The 21,174-nt window shown below is 63.7% G+C and carries 22 protein-coding genes; 13 read left to right on the top strand and 9 right to left on the bottom strand.

Annotated features, from left to right (window positions below):
• Positions 1–58: 58 nt before the first annotated feature.
• From J5J83_RS20420 to J5J83_RS20385, 8 genes are all read left to right on the top strand, one after another.
• On the top strand, positions 59–955 hold the full coding sequence (locus J5J83_RS20420) for a sugar ABC transporter permease (protein WP_212351799.1): 897 nt from the start codon (positions 59–61) through the stop codon (positions 953–955).
• A gap of 13 nt (positions 956–968) precedes the next feature.
• Positions 969–1,790, top strand: coding sequence for a carbohydrate ABC transporter permease (locus J5J83_RS20415; RefSeq protein ID WP_212351797.1), 822 nt, complete (start codon positions 969–971; stop codon positions 1,788–1,790).
• Positions 1,791–1,817: 27 nt separating this feature from the next.
• Positions 1,818–2,909 (top strand): sn-glycerol-3-phosphate ABC transporter ATP-binding protein UgpC, encoded by a 1,092-nt coding sequence (ugpC, locus tag J5J83_RS20410; protein WP_212351795.1) that lies wholly within the window; start codon positions 1,818–1,820, stop codon positions 2,907–2,909.
• A 16-nt stretch (positions 2,910–2,925) separates the two neighbouring features.
• On the top strand, positions 2,926–3,690 hold the full coding sequence (locus J5J83_RS20405) for a DeoR/GlpR family DNA-binding transcription regulator (RefSeq protein ID WP_212351792.1): 765 nt from the start codon (positions 2,926–2,928) through the stop codon (positions 3,688–3,690).
• Complete coding sequence (locus J5J83_RS20400) at positions 3,683–4,393, top strand: HAD family phosphatase (RefSeq protein WP_212351790.1); 711 nt, start codon at positions 3,683–3,685, stop codon at positions 4,391–4,393. Before J5J83_RS20405 ends, J5J83_RS20400 begins: the two co-directional genes overlap by 8 nt.
• A 76-nt stretch (positions 4,394–4,469) precedes the next feature.
• The gene (gene pcnB / locus J5J83_RS20395; protein WP_212351787.1) at positions 4,470–5,831 is read left to right on the top strand and encodes a polynucleotide adenylyltransferase PcnB; all 1,362 of its coding nucleotides are present in this window, start codon (positions 4,470–4,472) and stop codon (positions 5,829–5,831) included.
• On the top strand, positions 5,828–6,343 hold the full coding sequence (gene folK / locus J5J83_RS20390; protein WP_212351785.1) for a 2-amino-4-hydroxy-6-hydroxymethyldihydropteridine diphosphokinase: 516 nt from the start codon (positions 5,828–5,830) through the stop codon (positions 6,341–6,343). Before pcnB ends, folK begins: the two co-directional genes overlap by 4 nt.
• Positions 6,328–6,711 carry a DMT family protein gene (locus J5J83_RS20385; RefSeq protein ID WP_249115805.1) on the top strand — a complete coding sequence of 128 codons (384 nt, stop codon included), beginning with the start codon at positions 6,328–6,330 and terminating at the stop codon, positions 6,709–6,711. The genes folK and J5J83_RS20385 overlap by 16 nt, the downstream gene beginning before the upstream one ends.
• Positions 6,712–6,718: 7 nt before the next feature.
• Here the strand turns inward: J5J83_RS20385 and J5J83_RS20380 are convergent, their stop codons facing one another.
• The 9 genes from J5J83_RS20380 to J5J83_RS20340 form a co-directional block, all read right to left on the bottom strand.
• A complete protein-coding gene (locus tag J5J83_RS20380; RefSeq protein WP_212351783.1) occupies positions 6,719–7,036 on the bottom strand; it encodes a hypothetical protein in 318 nt (105 codons plus the stop codon).
• A 63-nt stretch (positions 7,037–7,099) separates the two neighbouring features.
• Positions 7,100–8,482, bottom strand: a complete 1,383-nt coding sequence (locus J5J83_RS20375) for an NAD(P)(+) transhydrogenase (Re/Si-specific) subunit beta (RefSeq protein WP_212351781.1) — start codon at positions 8,480–8,482, stop codon at positions 7,100–7,102.
• On the bottom strand, positions 8,479–8,784 hold the full coding sequence (locus J5J83_RS20370; protein WP_212351779.1) for an NAD(P) transhydrogenase subunit alpha: 306 nt from the start codon (positions 8,782–8,784) through the stop codon (positions 8,479–8,481). Before J5J83_RS20370 ends, J5J83_RS20375 begins: the two co-directional genes overlap by 4 nt.
• A gap of 15 nt (positions 8,785–8,799) precedes the next feature.
• Positions 8,800–9,924 carry an NAD(P) transhydrogenase subunit alpha gene (locus tag J5J83_RS20365; RefSeq protein WP_212351777.1) on the bottom strand — a complete coding sequence of 375 codons (1,125 nt, stop codon included), beginning with the start codon at positions 9,922–9,924 and terminating at the stop codon, positions 8,800–8,802.
• Between the two features lie 261 nt (positions 9,925–10,185).
• Positions 10,186–10,962 (bottom strand): protein phosphatase 2C domain-containing protein, encoded by a 777-nt coding sequence (locus J5J83_RS20360; RefSeq protein WP_212351775.1) that lies wholly within the window; start codon positions 10,960–10,962, stop codon positions 10,186–10,188.
• Between the two features lie 124 nt (positions 10,963–11,086).
• Complete coding sequence (gene glcF / locus J5J83_RS20355; RefSeq protein WP_212351773.1) at positions 11,087–12,358, bottom strand: glycolate oxidase subunit GlcF; 1,272 nt, start codon at positions 12,356–12,358, stop codon at positions 11,087–11,089.
• 2 nt (positions 12,359–12,360) lie between these two features.
• Positions 12,361–13,431 carry a glycolate oxidase subunit GlcE gene (gene glcE / locus J5J83_RS20350; RefSeq protein WP_212351771.1) on the bottom strand — a complete coding sequence of 357 codons (1,071 nt, stop codon included), beginning with the start codon at positions 13,429–13,431 and terminating at the stop codon, positions 12,361–12,363.
• A gap of 334 nt (positions 13,432–13,765) precedes the next feature.
• Positions 13,766–15,274 (bottom strand): FAD-linked oxidase C-terminal domain-containing protein, encoded by a 1,509-nt coding sequence (locus tag J5J83_RS20345; protein WP_212351769.1) that lies wholly within the window; start codon positions 15,272–15,274, stop codon positions 13,766–13,768.
• Positions 15,271–16,056: a FadR/GntR family transcriptional regulator gene (locus J5J83_RS20340; protein ID WP_212351766.1), complete on the bottom strand. Its 786-nt coding sequence runs from the start codon at positions 16,054–16,056 to the stop codon at positions 15,271–15,273. The genes J5J83_RS20345 and J5J83_RS20340 overlap by 4 nt, the downstream gene beginning before the upstream one ends.
• Before the next feature lie 184 nt (positions 16,057–16,240).
• Here J5J83_RS20340 and J5J83_RS20335 point away from each other — a divergent pair, with 184 nt between their 5' ends.
• The 5 genes from J5J83_RS20335 (at position 16,241) to proB (ending at position 21,150) form a co-directional block, all read left to right on the top strand.
• Positions 16,241–17,950 carry a SulP family inorganic anion transporter gene (locus J5J83_RS20335; protein ID WP_212351764.1) on the top strand — a complete coding sequence of 570 codons (1,710 nt, stop codon included), beginning with the start codon at positions 16,241–16,243 and terminating at the stop codon, positions 17,948–17,950.
• Between the two features lie 71 nt (positions 17,951–18,021).
• On the top strand, positions 18,022–18,333 hold the full coding sequence (gene rplU, locus J5J83_RS20330) for a 50S ribosomal protein L21 (protein WP_108949261.1): 312 nt from the start codon (positions 18,022–18,024) through the stop codon (positions 18,331–18,333).
• A gap of 18 nt (positions 18,334–18,351) precedes the next feature.
• Positions 18,352–18,621, top strand: a complete 270-nt coding sequence (rpmA, locus tag J5J83_RS20325) for a 50S ribosomal protein L27 (protein WP_212351762.1) — start codon at positions 18,352–18,354, stop codon at positions 18,619–18,621.
• A 153-nt stretch (positions 18,622–18,774) separates the two neighbouring features.
• On the top strand, positions 18,775–19,977 hold the full coding sequence (cgtA, locus tag J5J83_RS20320) for an Obg family GTPase CgtA (RefSeq protein ID WP_212351759.1): 1,203 nt from the start codon (positions 18,775–18,777) through the stop codon (positions 19,975–19,977).
• A gap of 24 nt (positions 19,978–20,001) precedes the next feature.
• Complete coding sequence (gene proB / locus J5J83_RS20315; RefSeq protein WP_212351757.1) at positions 20,002–21,150, top strand: glutamate 5-kinase; 1,149 nt, start codon at positions 20,002–20,004, stop codon at positions 21,148–21,150.
• Positions 21,151–21,174: the final 24 nt, after the last annotated feature.

The following is a 21,174-nucleotide window of genomic DNA, read 5'->3' as shown; positions in this document are numbered from 1 at the left end:
GGGGCGCCGATACCTCAGGTGTCGGTGCCCCGACCATTCCGCAAGGACGATCTGTAACATGCCACGATTCGACCACGAAGACCTGCGCGACATCCCCGCTGCGGCAATGATGCTGCTGCCGTCGCTCGTGTTCCTGGCGCTGTTCACCTACTGGCCGATCCTGCGCTCGGTCTGGTTCAGCTTTCACGACGTGATGCTCGGCTCGCCGGAAATCTTCTTCCTCGGCCTCGAGAACTACGCCCGTCTGCTCGCAGACAGCCTGTTCTGGAAATCCTTCGGCAACACCGCCCTTTACACGCTGCTCACGATCCCGCTTTCCATCATCTGCGCACTTCTGCTTGCCGTCGGCCTCGACACCAGGCTGCGTGGCATGGCCTTCTACCGCTCGGCCTTTTTCTACCCGGTCATGATCCCGTCGGTCGCCGCCGGCATGGTCTGGGTATTTCTGTATGCACCGGGTTACGGCCCAATCAACGGGCTCATGGCTGCGCTCGGACTGCCCCGTCTCGAATGGCTCTATGACCGCAGTTGGGCGATGCCGGCCATCATCCTGATGAGCATCTGGAAATACGCCGGGTATTTCATGCTGATTCTGCTGGCGGCTCTGCAACTGGTTCCGCGCGACCTCTACGAAGCTGCAAGGCTGGACGGCGTGTCCGCCACACGCCAATTGCTGCACATCACGATCCCGCTCATCTCGCCGACGCTCTACTTCGTGATCATTATCGGCGTACTGCACTCGTATCAGATCTTCGATTACGTCTACGTGATGACGCAGGGCGGGCCGGCAGACGCCACCAATGTGCTGACCTTCTACATCTACCAGAACGCCTTCCAGTTCCAGGACATCGGCTACGCATCGGCCGTGGCCAATGCCTTGCTCCTGTTCATCATTGCCCTCATCGCCATTCTTGCTGCCACGCTCGGGCGTCGGGTGCACTACCTTGGCAACTAGAGAAGGACACGTCATGCGTCACATGCTATGCAAGTACTGGCAACACTTTGTTCTGCTGCCCGTCGCACTGCTCTGGCTCAGCCCCGTGCTGTGGATCGGCGTCACTTCGCTCAAGACCAAGTCCGAGGTCTTCGACAGCGCCGCAGGCTGGCTGCCAGATATCGCACAATGGTCCAACTACCCCGCGGCCCTGTCGGTAGCACCTTTCGGCCGCTACCTGATCAACTCGGTGCTGGTTACGGGCAGCATCATCGCCGCCCAGCTCGTCACCATCACGCTGGCCGCCTATGCCTTCGCCCGTCTGCGCTTCCCGGGCAAGAACCTGTTGTTCGGGCTGTTTCTGGTGCAGATCATGTTTCCGATCTACGCGATTTTCCTGACCAACTTCGTGACCATCCGCGAACTCGGCCTGATGAACAGCCTGTGGGCGCTGATCGTCCCCTTCGTCGCCAGCGGCTACGGCACCTTCATGTTGCACCAGGCCTTCCGGCAGGTTCCCTCGGAACTGGCCGATGCCGCCCGCCTGGACGGCTGCGGGCACCTGTCGACGCTGTGGCATGTATACCTTCCGCTGGTGAAACCGACCCTGGTGGCATTCGCCATCATCTCGGTGGTGACGCACTGGAACGACTACATGTGGCCGCTACTGGTCACCAACAGCGAGGAAGTACGCACGCTGCCGATCGGACTCGGGCTGCTGGCCAAGGCCGACAGTGGCGCTGACTGGACAAGACTGATGGCCGCCACGATCGTCGTTGTCTCGCCGCTGCTGCTGTTCTTCGTCATCTTCCAGCGCCGCTTCGTCGACAGTTTCATGCATGCGGGCATCAAGTAAATCGAATACGCAGAAAGGACCACACTGATGGCAAGCCTCTCATTGCAGCAGATCGGGAAGACCTACGGGGCACAGACCGCCGTCGAAGCGCTCGATCTGGACATCGCCGACCGCGAGTTTACCGTTCTCGTCGGCCCGTCGGGCTGCGGAAAATCGACCACACTGAGAATGATCGCGGGTCTCGAGAACATCTCGTCGGGCCGCCTGTTCATCGACGGCAAGGACGTGACACAAGCTCCGCCGCAGGAGCGGGACATCGCGATGGTGTTTCAGTCCTATGCGCTCTACCCACACATGACCGCCTACATGAACATGGCCTTCGGCCTGATGAAAACCACGCGCCTGGACAAGCGCGAAATAGACGTCCGGGTGCGCGAGGCTGCGTCCATCCTGCACATTGAGGATCTGCTGCTGCGCAAGCCCAACGAACTCTCGGGGGGGCAGCGCCAGCGCGTGGCCATCGGGCGGGCCCTGGTCCGCAAACCCAAGGTTTTCCTGTTCGACGAACCCCTGTCGAACCTCGACGCGAAGCTGCGCAATCACATGCGCGCCGAACTCAAGCGGCTGCACGCGGAGCTGGGTCTCACGGTGGTCTATGTCACCCACGACCAGGTGGAGGCCATGACGCTCGGCACCCGGATCGCCGTCATGGCTGCGGGCCGACTGCAGCAGTTCGATACGCCGATGACGGTGTATCGCCGACCTGCCAATACCTTCGTGGCGTCCTTCATTGGCGCGCCGGAGATGAATCTTCTGCGCTGCCGTCACAGTCGGGCGGCGGAAGGCGTCGTCATAGACGGTGCGTCCTTCACGATCACGCTCGATGGCTTCACGCCACCACCAGCGGGTATTGAAATCCTGCTCGGCATCCGCCCCGAAGAACTGTTCCTTGCGCCGGAGAATACCCTGCCTGACGGACAGCTCATGGCACGGGCTACGGTCGGCCGGGTCGAGTTGCTGGGTGCTGACGCATTGGCAGAGGTCAATCTGGGACACCATCGCCTCGTTGCGCGGGTTAGCGCCGAACAACTGCCTCACCCCGGACAGCAGGTCGCGCTCGGCATCGACACCCGTCGCGCACGGCTTTTCGACCCCGTTTCCGGATATGCACACCCCTGAGCGAACGCACCAGTCAATGAACATCAGACAAGAAAAAATAGTCGAAATCCTCCACGGCACGTCTACTCTGAGCATTCTGGAGCTGGCACGCTCGCTCAATGTTTCTGACGAGACCATTCGCCGCGATCTCAGGCGTCTTGCCGATGAAGGCCTCATTGAGCGATTTCACGGCGGAGCCCGTCTGAGCGCAGAGAACACGGAGGCGCCGTTCAAGCAGCGGCTGCGCACCCGGGCGCCCGCCAAGCACGCCATTGCCTGTGCCTGTGCCGAGCTGATCCCCGAGGACTGCACCATGTTCCTCGACAACAGCAGCACCGCCTGCTTTCTCGCGCGGCAGCTTGCTCGACGCAAAGGTCTCACCATTGTCACGCCCTCGATTCAGGTGGCCAGGCTGCTTGCGGAAAGGGGCAACGGCAACCGCATCATCATTCCCGGCGGCGAATTGCGCACCAGCGACATGACCATGGTGGGCGCCTCCGCAATCAGCTACGCAGCCCAGTTCTCACCTGCACTGCTCGTGCTGTCGGTGGCCGCAGTGACGACCGCCGGCTGCATGGACTTCGACCTCTACGAAGCAGAGTTCAAGCGCGCACTGATCCCGCACGCGGCGCAGGTCGTCCTGCTTGCAGATGCAGGCAAATTCGAGGGTTCGGGCCTCGTCCGCACCTGTGGCCTCGACGCCATCGACATCCTCGTCACCGATGCGCAGCCGCCTGAGACTCTGGCGCAGGCATTTGCGCCGCGGACTCGCGTCATCGTGGCTGGCGTGGATCATGACTGAACCCATCCCATGGCCCGTTGCTCAGGGCCTTGACCTTGTACTCTTCGATCTCGACGGCACCTTGCTGGAAGGCGATTCGGAGCTTGCATGGACTGGCTTCCTCGCCGCGAACGGTTTTCTGGACGCTCACACCCAGGCTGCACGCGACAGGGCCTTCGCGCGCGCATACGCTCGAGGTGAACTCGATACATCGAGATTTCTGGACTTCCATCTCGCGCCCGTCCTGGCACTGCGTCATCATTCAAGAGCGCATCTGGATGCATTGAACCACCGATTTCTGGCAGAAACGGTGCGCCCCATGATCAAGCCCCAAGCCGCTGCAACAGTACGGCAGCACCTGGACAATGGCGCCATGGTCGCACTCGTCACCGCCACAAACAGTTTCATCAGCGGTCCGATCGCGCGTGAGCTGGGCATTCACCACCTTGTCGCCACCGTACTTGAACAGGACGACCGAGGCAGCTTCAGCGGCCGAAACAGGGGGATCCCCGCTTTTCGCGACGGCAAGATCGAGCGCGTCGATGCGTGGCTCGAGTCTCTCGGCCTGCATGGCGGCAGCTTCGACAACACCTGGTTCTACAGTGACTCCCATAACGACCTGCCGCTGATGCAGCGTGTCACCCGCGCCGTGGCCGTTGACCCGGACGCCACACTGCGCGCGCATGCAGCAGGCTGTGGCTGGCCGATCATCTCGCTGCGATGAGCGCGGCATTGCGGCGAAGCAGGTGCGTCATCGGGTATGATTGCACGCTTGACTCGCCTGAATAACTGAAGCCTCGATGATTCGAAAACTGCTGCGCAAGGTCTTTACCCGCGTCGCCACCCCGGTTCGCTCCGACCCCGCACTGATTCCCGTGGAGCAGCACGGCATCCGTTGCGAACAGCTCTCCCCCGCCGCGCGCAAGACATGCGCGGTACTGCAGGAGAATGGTCACAAGGCCTTTGTCGTTGGCGGGGCCGTACGCGACCTGCTAATCGGCCATCCGCCCAAGGACTACGACGTCGCCACCAGCGCGACCCCCGAACAGGTCCGTGCCCTGTTCCGCCGCTCGCGCATCATCGGCCGCCGCTTCAAGATCGTGCATGTGATGAGCGGACCGGAAACGATCGAGGTATCGACCTTCCGCGCCAGCCAGGATGCGGAAACCGATGAGCATGGCCGGGTGCTGCACGACAACGTGTACGGTTCGCAGGAGGAGGACGCCACCCGGCGCGATTTCACCGTCAATGCGCTGTATTACGATCCCGGCACCGAGACCATCGTCGACTACCACCATGGCGTCGCCGACATCCGGCAAAAAACCCTTCGCATCATCGGCGACCCGCGCACACGCTATCGTGAAGATCCAGTACGGATGCTACGTGCGGTGCGCCTCGGCGCCAAACTCGGCCTGTCGATCGACCCCGCCGCACGCGCACCGATCCGCGAGATGGCGATCCTGCTCGAGAACGTCCCTGCGGCACGGCTTTTCGATGAAATGCTCAAGCTGCTGTTCTCGGGCTATGCAGTCAAGTGCCTGACCCAATTGCGTGAAGAAGGGCTGCATCATGGCCTGCTGCCGCTGCTCGACGTCATTCTCGAACAGCCGATGGGCGAGCGTTTCGTGTGGTTGTCGCTGGAGAACACGGATGAACGCGTGCGTCAGGACAAATCCGTTTCCCCCGGCTTCCTCTTCGCCACGCTGCTCTGGCACGAGGTTCTCAAGGCATGGGAGACACGCACAAAAGCCGGCGCACCGAGCCAGCCAGCCCTGTTCGAGGCGATGGACGAAGTACTCGACACCCAGGCGCGCAAGCTGGCGATCACACGTCGCATTGTTGGCGACATCAAGGACATCTGGGCACTGCAACCGCGTTTCGACAAGCGCACCGGCAAGTCTCCCTATCGTCTGATCGAACAGCCGCGCTATCGCGCCGGCTGGGATTTCCTGCGCCTGCGTGCGCAGTCCGGCGAGATCTCGATGGACATTCCCGACTGGTGGAACGACTTCGCTCATGCCGGTCACGAACAGCGGGAAAACCTGCTGCGAGCAGCCCCGCAAGGGGGCGATGCCCCCGCGAAGAAGCGCCGGCGCCGGCGTCGCAAGCCCGCGACTGGCGGCGAAGACGCCGGCTTGAACGTGGAAAGCGGTACGGAATGACGCTGGGGCTGGCGCGTGCCTATGTCGCGTTCGGCGCCAATCTGGGTGAGCCGCAACGTGCGCTCCAGCAGGCGCTGAAGGCCTTGGGCGAGCTGTCGCACACGCGCGTCGTTGCCCGCTCTTCCTGCTACCGCACGGCCCCCGTCGGCGTGGATGGCGAGCAACCCGACTACATCAATGCCGTCATTGCACTCGATACCGCGCTTACGCCACGCCCCCTGCTCGACGCCCTGCTCGACATCGAAACCATCGGCGGACGCACCCGCGACTACCATCAGGCACCGCGCACGATGGACCTCGACCTGCTGCTGCACGGGACTTCGGTCATCGACGAGCCGGGCCTGATCCTGCCTCATCCGCGCATGCATGAGCGCGCATTCGTACTGTATCCGCTGAGCGAGATTGCGCCCGATCTGTCGATTCCCGGTATCGGACCGATCGCGCCCTTGCTCGCGACCGTCGCCAATCAGGCCATCTCCAGGATTCAGGAACCATCATGCCCGCCTGGCTGAACACCTGGACTGCCAGCCTGAGCGGTGCCCCGGTTTGGATGCAGACCGCCGCATTGCTGACCGCATCGAACATGTTCATGACCTTCGCCTGGTATGGTCATCTCAAGAACATGCAGCATCGTGCCTGGTACGTCGCCGCGCTGGTGAGCTGGGGAATTGCCCTGTTCGAATACCTCCTGCAGGTACCGGCAAACCGGATCGGCGCGGGGGCCATGAACCTGGCGCAGCTGAAGATCATGCAGGAGGTTATTACCCTCGTGGTCTTCGTACCCTTTGTGCTGATCTACATGAAGCAACCGCTGAAGCTGGATTACCTGTGGGCTGCACTCTGCATGATGGGCGCCGTGTATTTCGTGTTCCGGAACTGAGCCCGCCTCAATAATCGAGCAGTGACCGGCAGCTCTCTTCGCGCCCGGTGATCGCGCTGAATCGTGCCAGGCGCTCGCGCACGAAGGCGTCAGGCACCTTGCGGTCGGCACAGTAATCCCGCAACTGCATCGCATAGGCCAGGTTCTGCATGTCGGCAACCGTCTTCGCCAGCGGCGGAAACACGTAGCCATCGGTATTGCGCCAGTTGTCGTCACCCTTGCCGTTCCCGGGCGCAGGCGTTGCGGCGCCAGCGGGCGCGCCCTGGGCGTGGGTGGCGTCTGGACAGACCAGACAGAAGACGAGCAGAAAGGGCAAAAAGCGCATCGGGCCGCAAACAGGTATGGACGCTTACCCGTTTACGGCCCGACTGCGGTCAGACTTGAGCGATCAGGCTTCGAGCGCCTTCACATGCGTGATCACCTCACCGATGGCCTGCTGCGCACTGCCATACAGCATGCGGCAGTTGTCCTTGTAGAACAGCGCATTTTCGATACCGGAGTATCCTGCGCCCTTGCCACGCTTGACCACGATGACGTTCTGCGCCATGTCCACATTGAGGATGGGCATGCCGTAGATCGGGCTGGTCTTGTCGGTGCGCGCCACCGGGTTCACGACGTCGTTGGCACCGATTACCAGCGCCACATCGGCCTGCGGGAAATCGGCGTTGATCTCCTCGAGGTCGAAGATCTTGTCGTAAGGCACGCCCGCTTCGGCCAGCAGCACGTTCATGTGGCCAGGCATTCGCCCCGCCACCGGATGGATGGCGAAGACCACCTCGACGCCGCCCTCTTCGAGCAGCTGGGCCATTTCCCACACCTTGTGCTGCGCACCGGCCACCGCCATGCCGTAACCCGGCACGATGATGACCTTGCTTGCATAGCGCATCACCGAGGCGGCATCGAGCGCGGAGAACTCCTTCATCGAGCCCTCGATGGCGCCGCCCTCGCCCTCTGCCGCCGCGCCGGTCAGCGGGGTGAAGATGATGTTCTTGATCGGGCGGTTCATCGCCTTGGCCATCAGCTGCGTGAGCAAGGTACCCGACGCGCCAACCACGATACCGGCCACGATCAGCGCCGGATTGCCCAGCACGAAGCCTTCGAAGCCCACCGCAAGGCCGGTGAAGGCATTGAGCAGCGAGATCACCACCGGCATGTCGGCACCACCGATCGGCATCACCAGCACCGTGCCCAGCGCCAGCGCCAGCGCGAAGAACAGAAACACCTCGAAGCCGCTGGCCTGGCTCGAATAGCTCACCGTCAGGCCCACGCCGAAGGTGGCGAGCGCAAGAAAGAAGTTCACATTGTTCTGCGCCTTGAGCCGGATCGCCTTCTTCATGATGCCCTGCAACTTGGCAAACGCTACGCACGATCCCGAGAACGCCACCGCACCGATGATCGCGCCCAGCGCCATCAATGTCGCGGTGATGCCGTCATGCGGGGCACCGCGCACCAGCTCGACCGCCGCGATCGCCGCCGCCGCGCCGCCGCCCATGCCGTTGTAGATGGCGACCATCTGCGGCATGTCGGTCATCTTCACCGTCTTGCCGCTCCACCACGCCACGCCACCGCCGAGCACGATCGCCGTCACGATCAGGCCGACGTTGTGCAGCCCGGGCATGAAGAAGGTGACCACCGTCGCGCCCACCATCGCGAAGCCGGCCCACACGATGCCGCGCCTCGCGGTCACCGGCGAACTCATCGCCTTCAGGCCGAGGATGAACACCACCGCGGCAACGAAATAAGCCATGCTGACAAACCAGTTCGAACTCATTTCGCGTCCCCTTCCTTGCGTCCGCCGGACTTGAACATGGCCAGCATGCGCTCGGTGACGATATAGCCGCCGGCGGCATTGGCTGCGCCAAGGAACACGGCAAAGAAACCGATCACCAGCTGCATCGGATCTTCCGGGTCGGCATGACCGAGTGCGACCATGGCCCCGATCAGCACCACGCCATGGACGAAGTTCGAGCCCGACATCAGCGGCGTGTGCAGAATCACCGGCACGCGCGAAATGACTTCATAGCCGGCAAACGCGGCCAGCATGAAAATATAGAGTGCGGCAAAGCCTTCCATGATGCTTTTCCTCCCTTACAGACCGAGGATCTGCTTCACGCCCGCATGGCGCACTTCGCCCGCGTGAGTGAGACAGCATCCGGCCATGACTTCGTCCTCCCAGTCGAGCGCGAGCGCGCCGTCCTTGATGAAGGGCGAAATGAAGTTGAACAGGTTCTTGGCGTACATCTCCGACGCATGCACCGGCATGCGGCTGGCGATGTGGGTCGGGCCGATCACGAGCACGTCGTTGATCCACACCTTCTCCCCGGCCACGGTTCCTTCAACGTTGCCACCGCTCTCGGCGGCCATGTCCACGACCACGGCGCCGGCCTTCATGCGCGAGATCATCTCCGCACTGATGATCTGCGGTGCCCGCTTGCCCGGAATGGCCGCGGTGGTGATCAGCGCATCGCACTGGCCCACGGCCTTGGCCAGACGCTCGGTCTGGCGTGCCTTCTCTTCGTCGGTCAGTTCTCGCGCATAGCCGCCCGTGCCCGCCGCGGCCACGCCGGTGTCGACGAACTTGGCGCCGAGCGACTCGATCTGCTCCCGGGTCTCGGGGCGCACGTCGTAGGCTTCGACCATGGCGCCGATGCGGCGCGCAGTGGCAATCGCCTGCAGGCCGGCCACGCCGGCACCGATCACCAGCACCTTGGCCGGGCGGATGGTACCCGCGGCATAGGTCAGCATGGGAAAGAACTTGGGCGAGTGGTCCGCGGCAATCAGCGCACACTCGTAGCCTGCCACCGCGGCCTGGCTCGACAGCGCGTCCATGCTCTGCGAACGCGAGATCCGCGGCAGCAATTCGAGCGCGAACGCGGTGATCTGCTTTTCCTGCAGCAGCTTCACCCGCTCGGCATCTGCCCACGGCTGCAGCATGCCGAGCAGCACGCTGCCCGGCCTCATCGCCGCAATCGACGCCGGCGTCGGCGGCTGCACGCACAGCACCACGTCGGCCTCGCCAAACACGGCGGCGGCGCCGTCGGCAAATTTCACCTCGGCGAATGCACCATCCGGATAATGCGCCGGCACACCGGCACCAGATTGCACCACCACTTGGGCACCAATGCCCTGATACTTCTTGACCATGTCGGGGACCACCGCGATGCGGCGCTCTCCTTCAATGGTCTCCGCTGGCACTCCGATCAACAGAGGCATGGGCGACTCCTCCCTTAGGGATTGAAAAGGCTGAAAATCGCGTCGGCACAGCTGTTGTATTTGTTTCTCCCTGCCCCACACCAATACGGTGCGCGACCGACGCGTCCTTGATCTTACCGCGTATCGTGTCGGCTGCAACACCGGAGAGGCCGGACAATGGAACGCGTGACGACGATGGAATGGACGCCGGCATGCCTGACGGATGACGGCAAGCGAAGGCGGCGGATGACGGAACGCCCTTGCCCGCCGCCAGCGGTGGACTTAATTGACGCGCGCGTGTGCGACCGGCGCCACGACTTCGACGAACTTGATCAGCGCCAGCGAGATGTTGTCGCCGTAGCCTTCCGCACGCTCACGCGCCCGATCGATCAGCCATTGCGCCGCCTCGCGCGGAGGGTGCGCGTCCAGCGCGCTCGCCAACTCCTCATTGGAGAAGTAGCCCCACAATCCGTCGGAACAGATCAGGAAACTGTCTCCCCCCACCAGGACATCGCTCGCACCGTGACTAATCTGCGGAGGACGATCGCTGCCGAGGCATGACAGCAAGACGTTGCGCTGCGGGTGATTGAGCGCCGCGGCCTCGTCCAGCCTGCCCTTGCGCTGCAGCTCGCCGACCAAGGAATGGTCGCAACTGCGTGACAGCATTTTCCCCTGGCGGAAATGGTACAGGCGGGAATCGCCGCAATGCGCCCAGTAGGACTTGCCCTGCACCAGCAGGAACACCACGACCGTGCTGTGCGGGTCCTGCTCGCTGGTAAAGCGCGTCAGGCGGATGACCGTATGCGCTTCAGTGATGATGCCTTCGAGCAGGTGTTCCGGGGTTTCATGCATCGGCGAAAATGCTTCGAAGTTCTGTTTTGCCTTGAGCAGCACCTGCTCTGCCGCCATGGCGCCCCCGCTATGTCCCCCCATACCGTCGGCGAGCACGGCCAGCATCACGCCGGAGACGGTCGGATGAGCGAACAGGGCGACCCTGTCCTGCTGCTCCTTGCGATCACCGATATGGCGTGCGACACAGGTTTGAACGGAAATGGGCATGACGAGGGAAAACTCAGTGAAGGGCGCAATGATATCAACGCGCGCCCATCGCTGAGGCGTCATTTCCTTCCCGCATCGACGCTTCGGGAAATGAGCGTGACAAATATCACGCCCGAATGACGACCTACTTGCCCGCCGCCTCGATATCCGCGATCGCGGACGTGTCACTCAGGCGCATGTCGAGCCACTCGATCCAGTGCCGCACCGGTGTCCGCGTCCCTGCCTGCAGATGGGTGATGCAGCCGATGTTTGCCGACGCGATCATGCCCGCGCCGCCCTCGCCCAGCGCGGCCAGCTTGTTGTCGCGCAGCGTGTGCGACAACTCGGGCTGCAGCAGGGAGTAGGTTCCGGCCGACCCGCAGCACAGATGCGAATCGCGCACCGGGGTGAGCTCGAAACCCGCGGCGGTGAGGATGCGTTCGACCCCGCCACGCAATTTCAATCCGTGCTGGAGCGAGCAGGGGGCATGCCATGCCAGCGGCTCGGATTTCAGTTTCCTCGATGCCAGCAAGCGCTCCAGGGCCTGGGCTTCGGCAACGATGGTCTCGCCGATGTCTTGCGTCATCGCACTCACCCGCTGCGCCCTCTCGGCGTACGCCGGATCCTCTCTGAGGAGGTAGGCGTAGTCCTTGACCTGCGCACCGCAGCCCGATGCGGTCATCACGATCGCCTCGATTTCGCCAGCTTCGATCATTGGCCACCACGCGTCGATATTGCGCTTCATGTCGGCCTTGCCTCCGTCATGATCGTTGAGATGGTGACGCACCGCTCCGCAGCATCCGGCGCCAGGCGCTTCAAGCAGGGAGATACCGAGGGCGTCGAGCACCCGCGCCGCAGCGGCATTGATCGAAGGCGCCATCGAAGGCTGCACGCATCCCGCCAGTGTCAGCATGCGCCGCGAATGACGCACACCCGGCCACGGGCCGGCCGCGCGGGCGAGCGGAACCTTGTCCTTGAGCACCTGCGGCAACACCCCCCTTACTGCGCGCCCCGCCTTCATCGCCGCCCCGAACAGTCCCGCGCGCGGCACAAAGGTTCGCAGCGCCCATCGCACCGCGCGGTCTGCTCCCCGGCGCGGCACCTTGGCCTCGACCACATGACGGCCGATGTCGACCAGGCGGCCATACCTAACACCGGATGGGCAGGTCGATTCACACGCGCGGCAGGTCAGGCAGCGGTCGAGGTGGAGGCGCGTCTTCGCCGTCGGCTGCTGACCTTCGAGAACCTGTTTGATCAGATAGATCCGGCCCCGCGGCCCGTCCAGTTCGTCGCCCAGCAACTGGTAGGTCGGACAGGTGGCCGTACAGAAACCACAGTGCACACAGGCACGCAGGATTTCCTCGGCCTCTCGGCCATCGGACGTATTGCGAATGAACTCGGCAAGCTGTGTCTGCATGCTCAGATTCCTTGGTAGAGCCGACCGGGATTGAAGATTCCGGCGGGATCGAAGGCTGCTTTCATCCGCCGGTGAATGGCGAGCACCGCCGTGTCGAGCGGTGTAAACACGTCGCCTGAACGGTCACCGCCGCGGAACAGCGTGGCATGCCCGCCGAGTTCCGCAGCACGTGTACGGATGCGCTCGAGCGGCGCATCGGTGCGCAGCCAGCGTTGCGCCCCGCCCCACTCGATGAGCTGCTCACCGCCAAGCGCGAGCGGCGGCGCAACACTTGGCACTGCGAGCCGGCACAGTGGCAGACTGTCATCCGCATTGAAAAAGCCGGACTGCTGCTCGCGCAGACCCACCCAGAACGCAGCGGCTACGTCGGCGTCCACCGCCTCTCCGCCAAGGCGCACGCAAGCTGCGTCGACGGCAGCCCAAGCGCCCGACAGACGCAGTGTCAAGGTGTCATCGGCCCACGCCGAAGCCGACAGCGGCAGGGGCTGGCCGCCCCACTCGTTCAAGCGGCGTATGGCTTCGGACTCGCTGCACGAGAACCGGATCGTCCGCTCCGCGAAGGGTCGCGGCAGAACCTTGAGCGACACCTCGAGAATGATGCCCAGCGTACCAAGACTGCCTGCAACCAGGCGCGACACGTCGTAGCCGGCGACATTCTTCATGACCTGGCCGCCGAACGACATGATCTCGCCACGACCATCGATGATCTTGACCCCCAGTACGAAATCACGCACCGCGCCCACGGTCGCTCGCCTTGGCCCCGAAAGACCGGCGGCAATGCAACCCGCAACCGTCGCCCGAGGGCCGAAGTGCGGCGGCTCGAAGGCAAGAAACTGATTCTGCCCGGCCAGCACCCCCTCCAGCTCGGCGAGCGGCGTACCGCCACGCACGGTCACCACCAGCTCGGTCGGCTCGTAGCTGACGATACCGGTATTGCCCGCGACATCAAGCACGTCGGCATCGACGGTACGTCCCAAGAATCGCTTGCTGCCGCCACCTTCGATACGCAGCGGCGTGGCACTGCCAGCCGCGTGCCGAATCTTCTCGACCCAGGCCGAAACCAATTCACTCATGTTCATCCACCCTGTCGTTAGTAGCCCGGCAATCAATTAGATGACGAATGCTGGAGTTCAGCACGGTCGCTCCCTCCCCTTCAAGGGGAGGGCTGGGGTGGGGATGGGTTCCCCCGACGCAGCATTGACCCATCCCCCTCCTAACCTCCCCCTTGAAGGGGGAGGAACGAGGTGCCGACAATGACTTCATCTGTTTCATTGCCGGGTTAATAGTGGTGTCGTCGACGTGCGGTCCGCGACGGCCGCGCAAGGCCAGCCACGCCCCAAGCAGGGACAACACCGGCACCGCGACAAAAAGAAACTGCGCCCATTCCCGGTCCATCGCCCACGACCGTCAGAATCGCGGCAGGTCCGGATATGGCAGATGCCCATCCTTGACATGCATGCGACCGTATTCCGCACAGCGGTTCAGGGTCGGAATTGCCTTGCCCGGATTGAGCAGCCCCGCCGCATCGAATGCCGCCTTGACGCGGAAGAACTGATGCAACTCGGGGCGCGTGAACTGCGAGCACATCTGGTTGATCTTCTCGATGCCCACCCCGTGCTCGCCGGTAATGGTGCCGCCGAGGGTGACAGACAACTCGAGGATCTCGGCACCGAACGCTTCCGCGCGGTGCAGCTCTCCTTCCTGGTTGGCATCGAACAGAATCAGCGGATGCAGGTTGCCGTCGCCCGCGTGGAAGACGTTGATGCAGCGCAGTGCGTAGCGCGTCTCCATATCCTGGATCGCGGTCAGCATCTCCCCCAGACGCTTGCGCGGAATCGTGCCGTCCATGCAGTAGTAGTCGGGCGAGATGCGCCCTGCGGCCGGGAAGGCCGCCTTGCGCCCCGCCCAGAAGCGCATGCGCTCTGCCTCGTCGCGCGACACGCGAATCTCGGTAGCGCCGCTTTGCTCCAGCACGGCCCGAACACGAGCAATTTCTTCGGCCACCTCTTCCGGCGTACCGTCGGATTCGCACAGCAGGATGGCTTTCGCATCCAGCGGGTAGCCCGCATGCACGAACTGCTCGACCGCGGCGGTGGCCGCCTGGTCCATCATTTCCAGCCCTGCAGGGATGATGCCGGCAGCAATGATCGCCGCCACCGCATCGCCGGCCCGGATGACATCATCGAATGCAGCGAGCACGCATTGCGCTAGCTGGGGCTTGGGGGTGAGCCTGACCGTGACCTCGGTGACCACCGCCAGCATACCCTCGGACCCGGTCATCAGCGCGAGCAGGTCGTAGCCGGGCGCATCGAGCGCATGGTTGCCGAACTCCACCACGTCGCCGTCGATGGTGACCGCACGCACGCGCATCAGGTTGTGCACGGTAAGACCGTATTTCAGGCAATGCACGCCACCGGCGTTCTCCGCCACGTTGCCCCCGATCGAGCAGGCGATCTGCGACGACGGATCGGGTGCGTAATAGAGGCCGTGCGCGGCGGCGGCTTCCGAGATTGCGAGATTGCGTACGCCGGGCTGCACGACCGCCGTGCGGGCGTGAGGGTCGAGATCGAGGATGCGATTGAAGCGGGCCAGCGAAAGCAGCACCCCCTGCGTGTGCGGGAGCGCGCCGCCCGACAACCCGGTGCCGGCGCCGCGCGCCACGACCGGCACCCCCAACGCCGAGCAGGCCTTCAGCACCGCCACCACCTGCGCTTCGGTGGTCGGCAGCGCCACCACCAGCGGCAGGGCGCGGTAAGCGGCAAGGCCGTCACACTCATAGGGGTGCAGATCCTCGGCTTCGTACATCAGGGCACCTGCCGGCAGCACCCGCGCCAGCGCCTCGACCACGCGGGCCTTGTCGACCGCGGAGAAGTCCGCATCGCGCTCGCCGAGCGTGGTCTCCTCATCCACTTTCATGCTGCTTCTCCTTGCGTTCCGTGCTGCTGTTGCAATGTGTCATGGATGCCATTCTGGTGCGCGACAACGCCCAGTCGGGCAGCCGCCGCATCAAGATGCGCGCGCGCCGCCTCGCCGGCAGCCTTCGCATCACCCCGTTCGATGGCGGAAAAGATCTTCCTGTGTTCCGCCTGCGACTCGGCCGCGCGCCCGGTTCTGTGACCGTCGACATCCCAGGTGGGCTGACGCGACGCAGAAAACTGCAGTCCCACATAGGTCAGGAAGCGTTCGAGCTGACGGTTGCCCGAAGCGGCCGCGATGGCAACATGAAAGGCGTCGTCGGCCGCGGCCCCACTACCGCCTTGACGCACTGCCTGCTCCATCTCTTCGAGCGCAGCGGCAATCCGCGCCAGGTCAGCGGCACTACGCCGCAGCGCAGCCAACTCAGCTGCACCACGCTCGACCATGGCCCGCAGTTCGAAGATATCAGCCACGTCGCTAGCGGCCACGCCACTGCCGCCGAGCAGGCGGAAGCTGCTCGCCCCGGGAGCCGCCGCAACAAATGCGCCAAGGCCCTGGCGCGTCTCCACGCACCCCTCGGCCTTGAGACGGGAAATGGCCTCGCGCACCACGGCACGGCTGACGCCAAAGCGTTCGCACAGGATTTTCTCCGTGGGCAGTTGCGTGCCGGGCGCCAGATCACGATCGGCAATCCAGCCCTCAATCTCGCGCGCAACGCGGTCACTCAGGCGCGGCGCGCGGTCCAGCGGCGTAGCGAAGGGGGTTATCAGCTTGTCTGACATGTCCGAATGATAACGCAGGCTGCAGATTCCGCGATTGGGGTTTTCCCCCTCGTGCGGCGGGGCGTCAAGGCAGTCTCCGCCAGCCGCAGCACCATCCCCCGGTCGGCAGCCCGGACGCCAGCTCAAAACAATCGCCGGCGTTTGCTAATATTCACGTTCGACCCATCGTCCACATCCGGCCCTCATGACACATCGCGTCACTGCAGCGAAGCTGCTGCCATTCATGAGCTGGCCGCGCCAGTGGGCAAAACACGGCATTCGCGGCGACCTGATCGCAGGACTCACCGTGGCGCTGGTGATGGTGCCGCAATCCCTTGCCTACGCCCAACTCGGTTCGCTCCCCCCCCACATCGGTCTGTATGCGGCACTGCTGCCGGCAATCGTGGGGGCACTTTTCGGCTCCTGCGGCCAGCTTTCGACCGGGCCGGTCGCGCTGACATCCTTGCTCACGGGCGCGAGCCTGCTGCCCCTGGCACGCCCGGACAGCCCCGAATTTCTCGCGCTGGCCATTGCACTGGCGCTGATGTCCGGCCTCATCCAGCTCGCGCTCGGCCTGCTTCGCCTGGGCTGGCTGCTCAATCTGCTTTCGCACCCTGTCCTGATGGGGTTCATCAATGCCGCAGCACTGGTGATCTGCATGTCGCAACTGCCGCCCCTGGTCGGCATCAAGCTGCACAACGGCACTCAATTTCTTGCCGATTTCGTCCACGCGCTCGCCAACCTGGATCACCTCCACCCATCGTCCGCAGCATTCGGCATCGGCACGCTGACTGCACTCGCGCTGCTGCGTCGCCTGACGCCACGTCTGCCAGGCGTGCTGATCGTCGTGGGTATTGGCACCGCGCTCTCTGCATGGCTGGACTTCGCCGCACTCGGGGGCGCGGTGGTCGGCAGCATTCCTGCGGGCCTGCCGGCGCTGTCGATCCCGGTCGTTCGCACGGATACCGTCATCGCGCTGCTGCCCACGGCATTCGTCATTGCACTCGTCAGCTTCATGGAAGCCGCCTCGAGCGCGAAGGTCATCTCCGGCAAGTTGCGCGAACCCTGGGACCAGAACCAGGAACTTGTCGGCCAGGGTCTTGCCAAGCTCGCATCGGCCTTCACCGGCAGCCTGCCCACAAGCTCCTCGTTCTCGCGCTCCGCACTCAATTTCAACAACGGCGCGCGCACCGGCATGTCGGCGCTGGTGACGGTCGCCGTGGTGATCGCGACGCTGCTTTTCTTTACCCCGCTGTTATGGCATCTGCCCAAACCGGTCTTGGCCGCAGTCATCCTGCAGGCGGTATTCAACCTGCTCGATTTCAACGCACTGAAACGTGCCTGGCAGGCCAACCGCGACGACGGCTTTGCCGCCGCCATCACTTTCGGCGCGACACTGGCTTTCGCACCGAATATTCAGAACGGCATCCTGACCGGCCTGCTGCTGTCACTCGCCCTGATGGTGTATCGCAGCATGACGCCGCGTGTCGCACTGCTGGGCCTGCACCCGGACGGCACCTATCGCGACCTCGAGCGCTTCGGCCTGTCGCACCCCGACCCGCACCTGGTCATCCTGCGCTTCGACAGCCCGCTCACCTTCGTCACCGCCGCCACCTTCGAGGACGCAACACTGCAGGCCGCCCGCACCCAGGCCAACATCCGCACGGTGCTGATCTCCGGCGCCGGCATCAACGCCGTCGACGCCACCGGCCTGCATGTGCTGAGCGGCCTGGTCGAGCGTTTTGCACTGCAAGGCCAGCGACTGGCGTTCTGTGGCCTCAAGAAACAGGTCATCGACGCCATGCAGCGCGACGGCCTGTGGTCACGAATTGCCGCCAACGCGAGCTATCGCACGGAACAACAGGCGCTGGAGCGGCTGCTGTTCTCACCGCCGGCCGGATTACACACTGATTAATATTGACTTTTCCGCTTAGACGCACTAGAGTGCCCGACTCTTTGCAATGAACCATCAATCGGAGTAACTCCATGTACGCGGTGATAAAAACCGGTGGCAAGCAGTATCGCGTCGTCGCCGGCGAAAAGATCAAGGTAGAACAGATACCGGCCGACGTGGGTTCCCAAATCACCATCGACCAGATTCTCATGGTCGGCGAAGGCGAAGCCGTCAAGATCGGCACGCCGGTGGTTTCCGGAGCTTCCGTCACGGCTTCCGTGGTGTCCCACGGTCGTCACGACAAGATCAAGATTTTCAAGATGCGCCGCCGCAAGCACTTCCAGAAGCACCAGGGGCATCGTCAGAACTACACCGAAATCCGCATCGACGCGATTTCGGCCTGAGCCAGGAGGTAAGTCGACATGGCACATAAAAAAGCTGGCGGTAGTTCCCGTAACGGCCGCGACTCAGAATCAAAACGCCTGGGCGTCAAGCGCTACGGCGGTCAGTTCGTGCTGGCAGGCAACATCATCGTGCGCCAGCGCGGCACCGAGTACCATCCGGGCGACAACGTCGGCATCGGCAAGGATCACACCCTGTTCGCGCTGACCAACGGCACCGTCAAGTTCATGGTGAAGGGCCCCTCCCGTCGCCGTACCGTGACGATTCTGCCCGAGGCAGCCGAGGCCTGATTTTCGCCTCGCGACCGGAAAAGCCCTATCCTTGCGGTAGGGCTTTTTTGTTTGTAATGCCTCACTGTCTTGCCCGATTCATAAACCGTATCCCTGCGACCCGGCTTGCGGCATCCCGCCGCCCCTGCCGCGTCCCTGCCAGCCGGAAGCATCATGAAGTTTTTTGACGAAGCCCGAATCGAAGTCGTAGCCGGAGACGGCGGCAACGGTGTTGCCACCTTCCGTCGCGAGAAGTACATCCCGCGCGGCGGCCCCAATGGTGGCGACGGCGGTCGTGGCGGCAGTGTCTTTGCAGTGGCCGACCGCAACCTCAACACACTGATCGACTATCGCTATACGCGTCACTTCCGCGCCGAGCGTGGCGAGAACGGTGGCAGCCGCGACTGCTACGGCAAGGGCGGAGAAGACATCACGCTGCGCTTCCCGGTCGGCACGGTCATCACCGAGCAGGAAACGGGCGAGCTGATTGCCGACCTCGACGAGGACGGCAAGAAGATTCTGCTCGCCAGCGGCGGCCGCGGCGGACTGGGCAACATCCACTTCAAGACGAGTACCAACCGCGCCCCGCGCAAGCGTACCATGGGCCAGGAAGGCGAGCGCCACATGCTGCACCTCGAACTCAAGGTGCTCGCCGACGTCGGCCTGCTCGGTCTGCCCAATGCGGGGAAGTCGACCTTCATTCGTGCCGTATCTGCCGCCAAGCCCAAGGTCGCCGACTATCCGTTCACCACGCTCGCACCCAATCTGGGCGTAGTCCGTACTGCCGAGAGCCGCAGCTTCGTCATCGCCGACATCCCCGGTCTGATTGAAGGCGCAGCGGAAGGCGCAGGCCTCGGCCACCAGTTCCTGCGCCACCTGCAGCGCACCCACGTGCTGCTGCACCTGGTCGACCTTGCCCCCTTCGATCCCGAGGCAGATCCGGCGCGCGATGCAAAGGCTATCGTCGAAGAACTGCGAAAGTACGACGAGGCACTCTACGACAAGCCGCGCTGGCTCGCACTGAACAAGCTCGACCTGATTCCGGAGGAAGAGCGCGCCGAGCGCGTGCAAGCATTCCTTGAAGCGTACGGTCCGGTCGAACGCCATTTCGAAATCTCGGCACTCAAGGGCGACGGCTGCAAGACACTGATCTTTGCCATCCAGGACTTTCTCGACGGTGAGCGCGCCCGTATCGAAGCCGAACGTCAGGCGCGTCTCGAAGCGGAGCGAAGCCGCCTCGCCGCCATCGACGCGGCCCGTGCAGCAGCGGAAGCAGCCGCACTCGAAGACGACCTAGAAGACGAGCTCGAGGGCGAGGAAGACGGCGCGGCGGATGACGCCGACGCTTCACACCAGCAGGACGACAACACCCGCTAACACTGCATCCAGGCAGTCGAACACATGAGAGAAAAGATCCGGACTGCGCGTCGACTTGTCGTCAAGGTCGGCAGCGCCCTCGTGACCAATAACGGCAGCGGCCTAGACCACGCCGCACTCGATGACTGGGCGCGTCAGATCGCGGCATTGCGCCGCCAGGGGCGTGAAGTCGCCCTCGTCTCGTCCGGCGCGATTGCCGCGGGCATGCAGCGCCTGGGCTGGACCAGACGTCCACATGAAATGCACAAACTGCAGGCCGCCGCCGCGGTGGGTCAGATGGGGCTGGTCGAAGCCTACGAGAAGGCCTTCTCCCGTCATGGCCTGCACACGGCACAGATTCTGCTGACCCACGCCGACCTTGCCGATCGCACCCGCTACCTGAATGCGCGCTCGACACTCGTCACGCTGCTCGAACTCGGCGTCATTCCGATCATCAACGAGAACGACACCGTCGTGACGGAAGAGATCAAGTTCGGTGACAACGACACGCTCGGCGCACTGGTGGCCAACCTCATCGAATCGGAGGCCCTGATCATCCTGACCGACCAAAGCGGCCTGTTCACCGCCGACCCGCGCAAGGATCCCGCCGCGACCCTGATTGCCGAAGGACAGGCGGAGGATTTGGCGTACGAGGCCATGGCCGGAGGTGCCGGCACCGGCATCAGCAAGGGGGGAATGATCACCAAGATCCGCGCAGCCCAGCGCGCCGCACGCAGCGGCGCCCACACCTGCATTGCCAGTGGCAGAGAGACCGACCCACTGTTGAGAATTGCCGCCGGCGAGCCGGTCGGCACCCTGCTCTACGCCAGCAGCACACCGCTGCAGGCGCGCAAGCAATGGCTGGCCGACCACCTGCAGCTGGCCGGCGACCTGGTGATCGACGACGGCGCCGTCACTGCGCTACGCAGCGGACGCAGTTTGCTGCCAGTAGGACTGATCGAGGTCAGAGGTGACTTCAAGCGCGGTGCAGCCGTGGCCTGCCGCAGTGTGACCGGCGAGGAGGTTGCGCGCGGACTGGTGAATTACAGTGCGGCGGAATGCAGGCGAATTGCGCGCAAACCGACTTCCGAGATCGAACATTTGCTCGGCTATATCGACGAGCCCGAATTGATTCATCGCAATAACATGGTCGGCCGCACTACGTCGCCCGTGAAGGTCCCACCGCGCACCTGATCCGTTGAGGCGGTCATGCCCATA

The organism is Azoarcus sp. L1K30 (assembly GCF_018122735.1).
GTDB lineage: Bacteria > Pseudomonadota > Gammaproteobacteria > Burkholderiales > Rhodocyclaceae > Parazoarcus.
The sequence above is the reverse complement of the archived record's forward strand: the minus strand, read 5'-3'. Positions and strand labels throughout refer to the sequence as shown.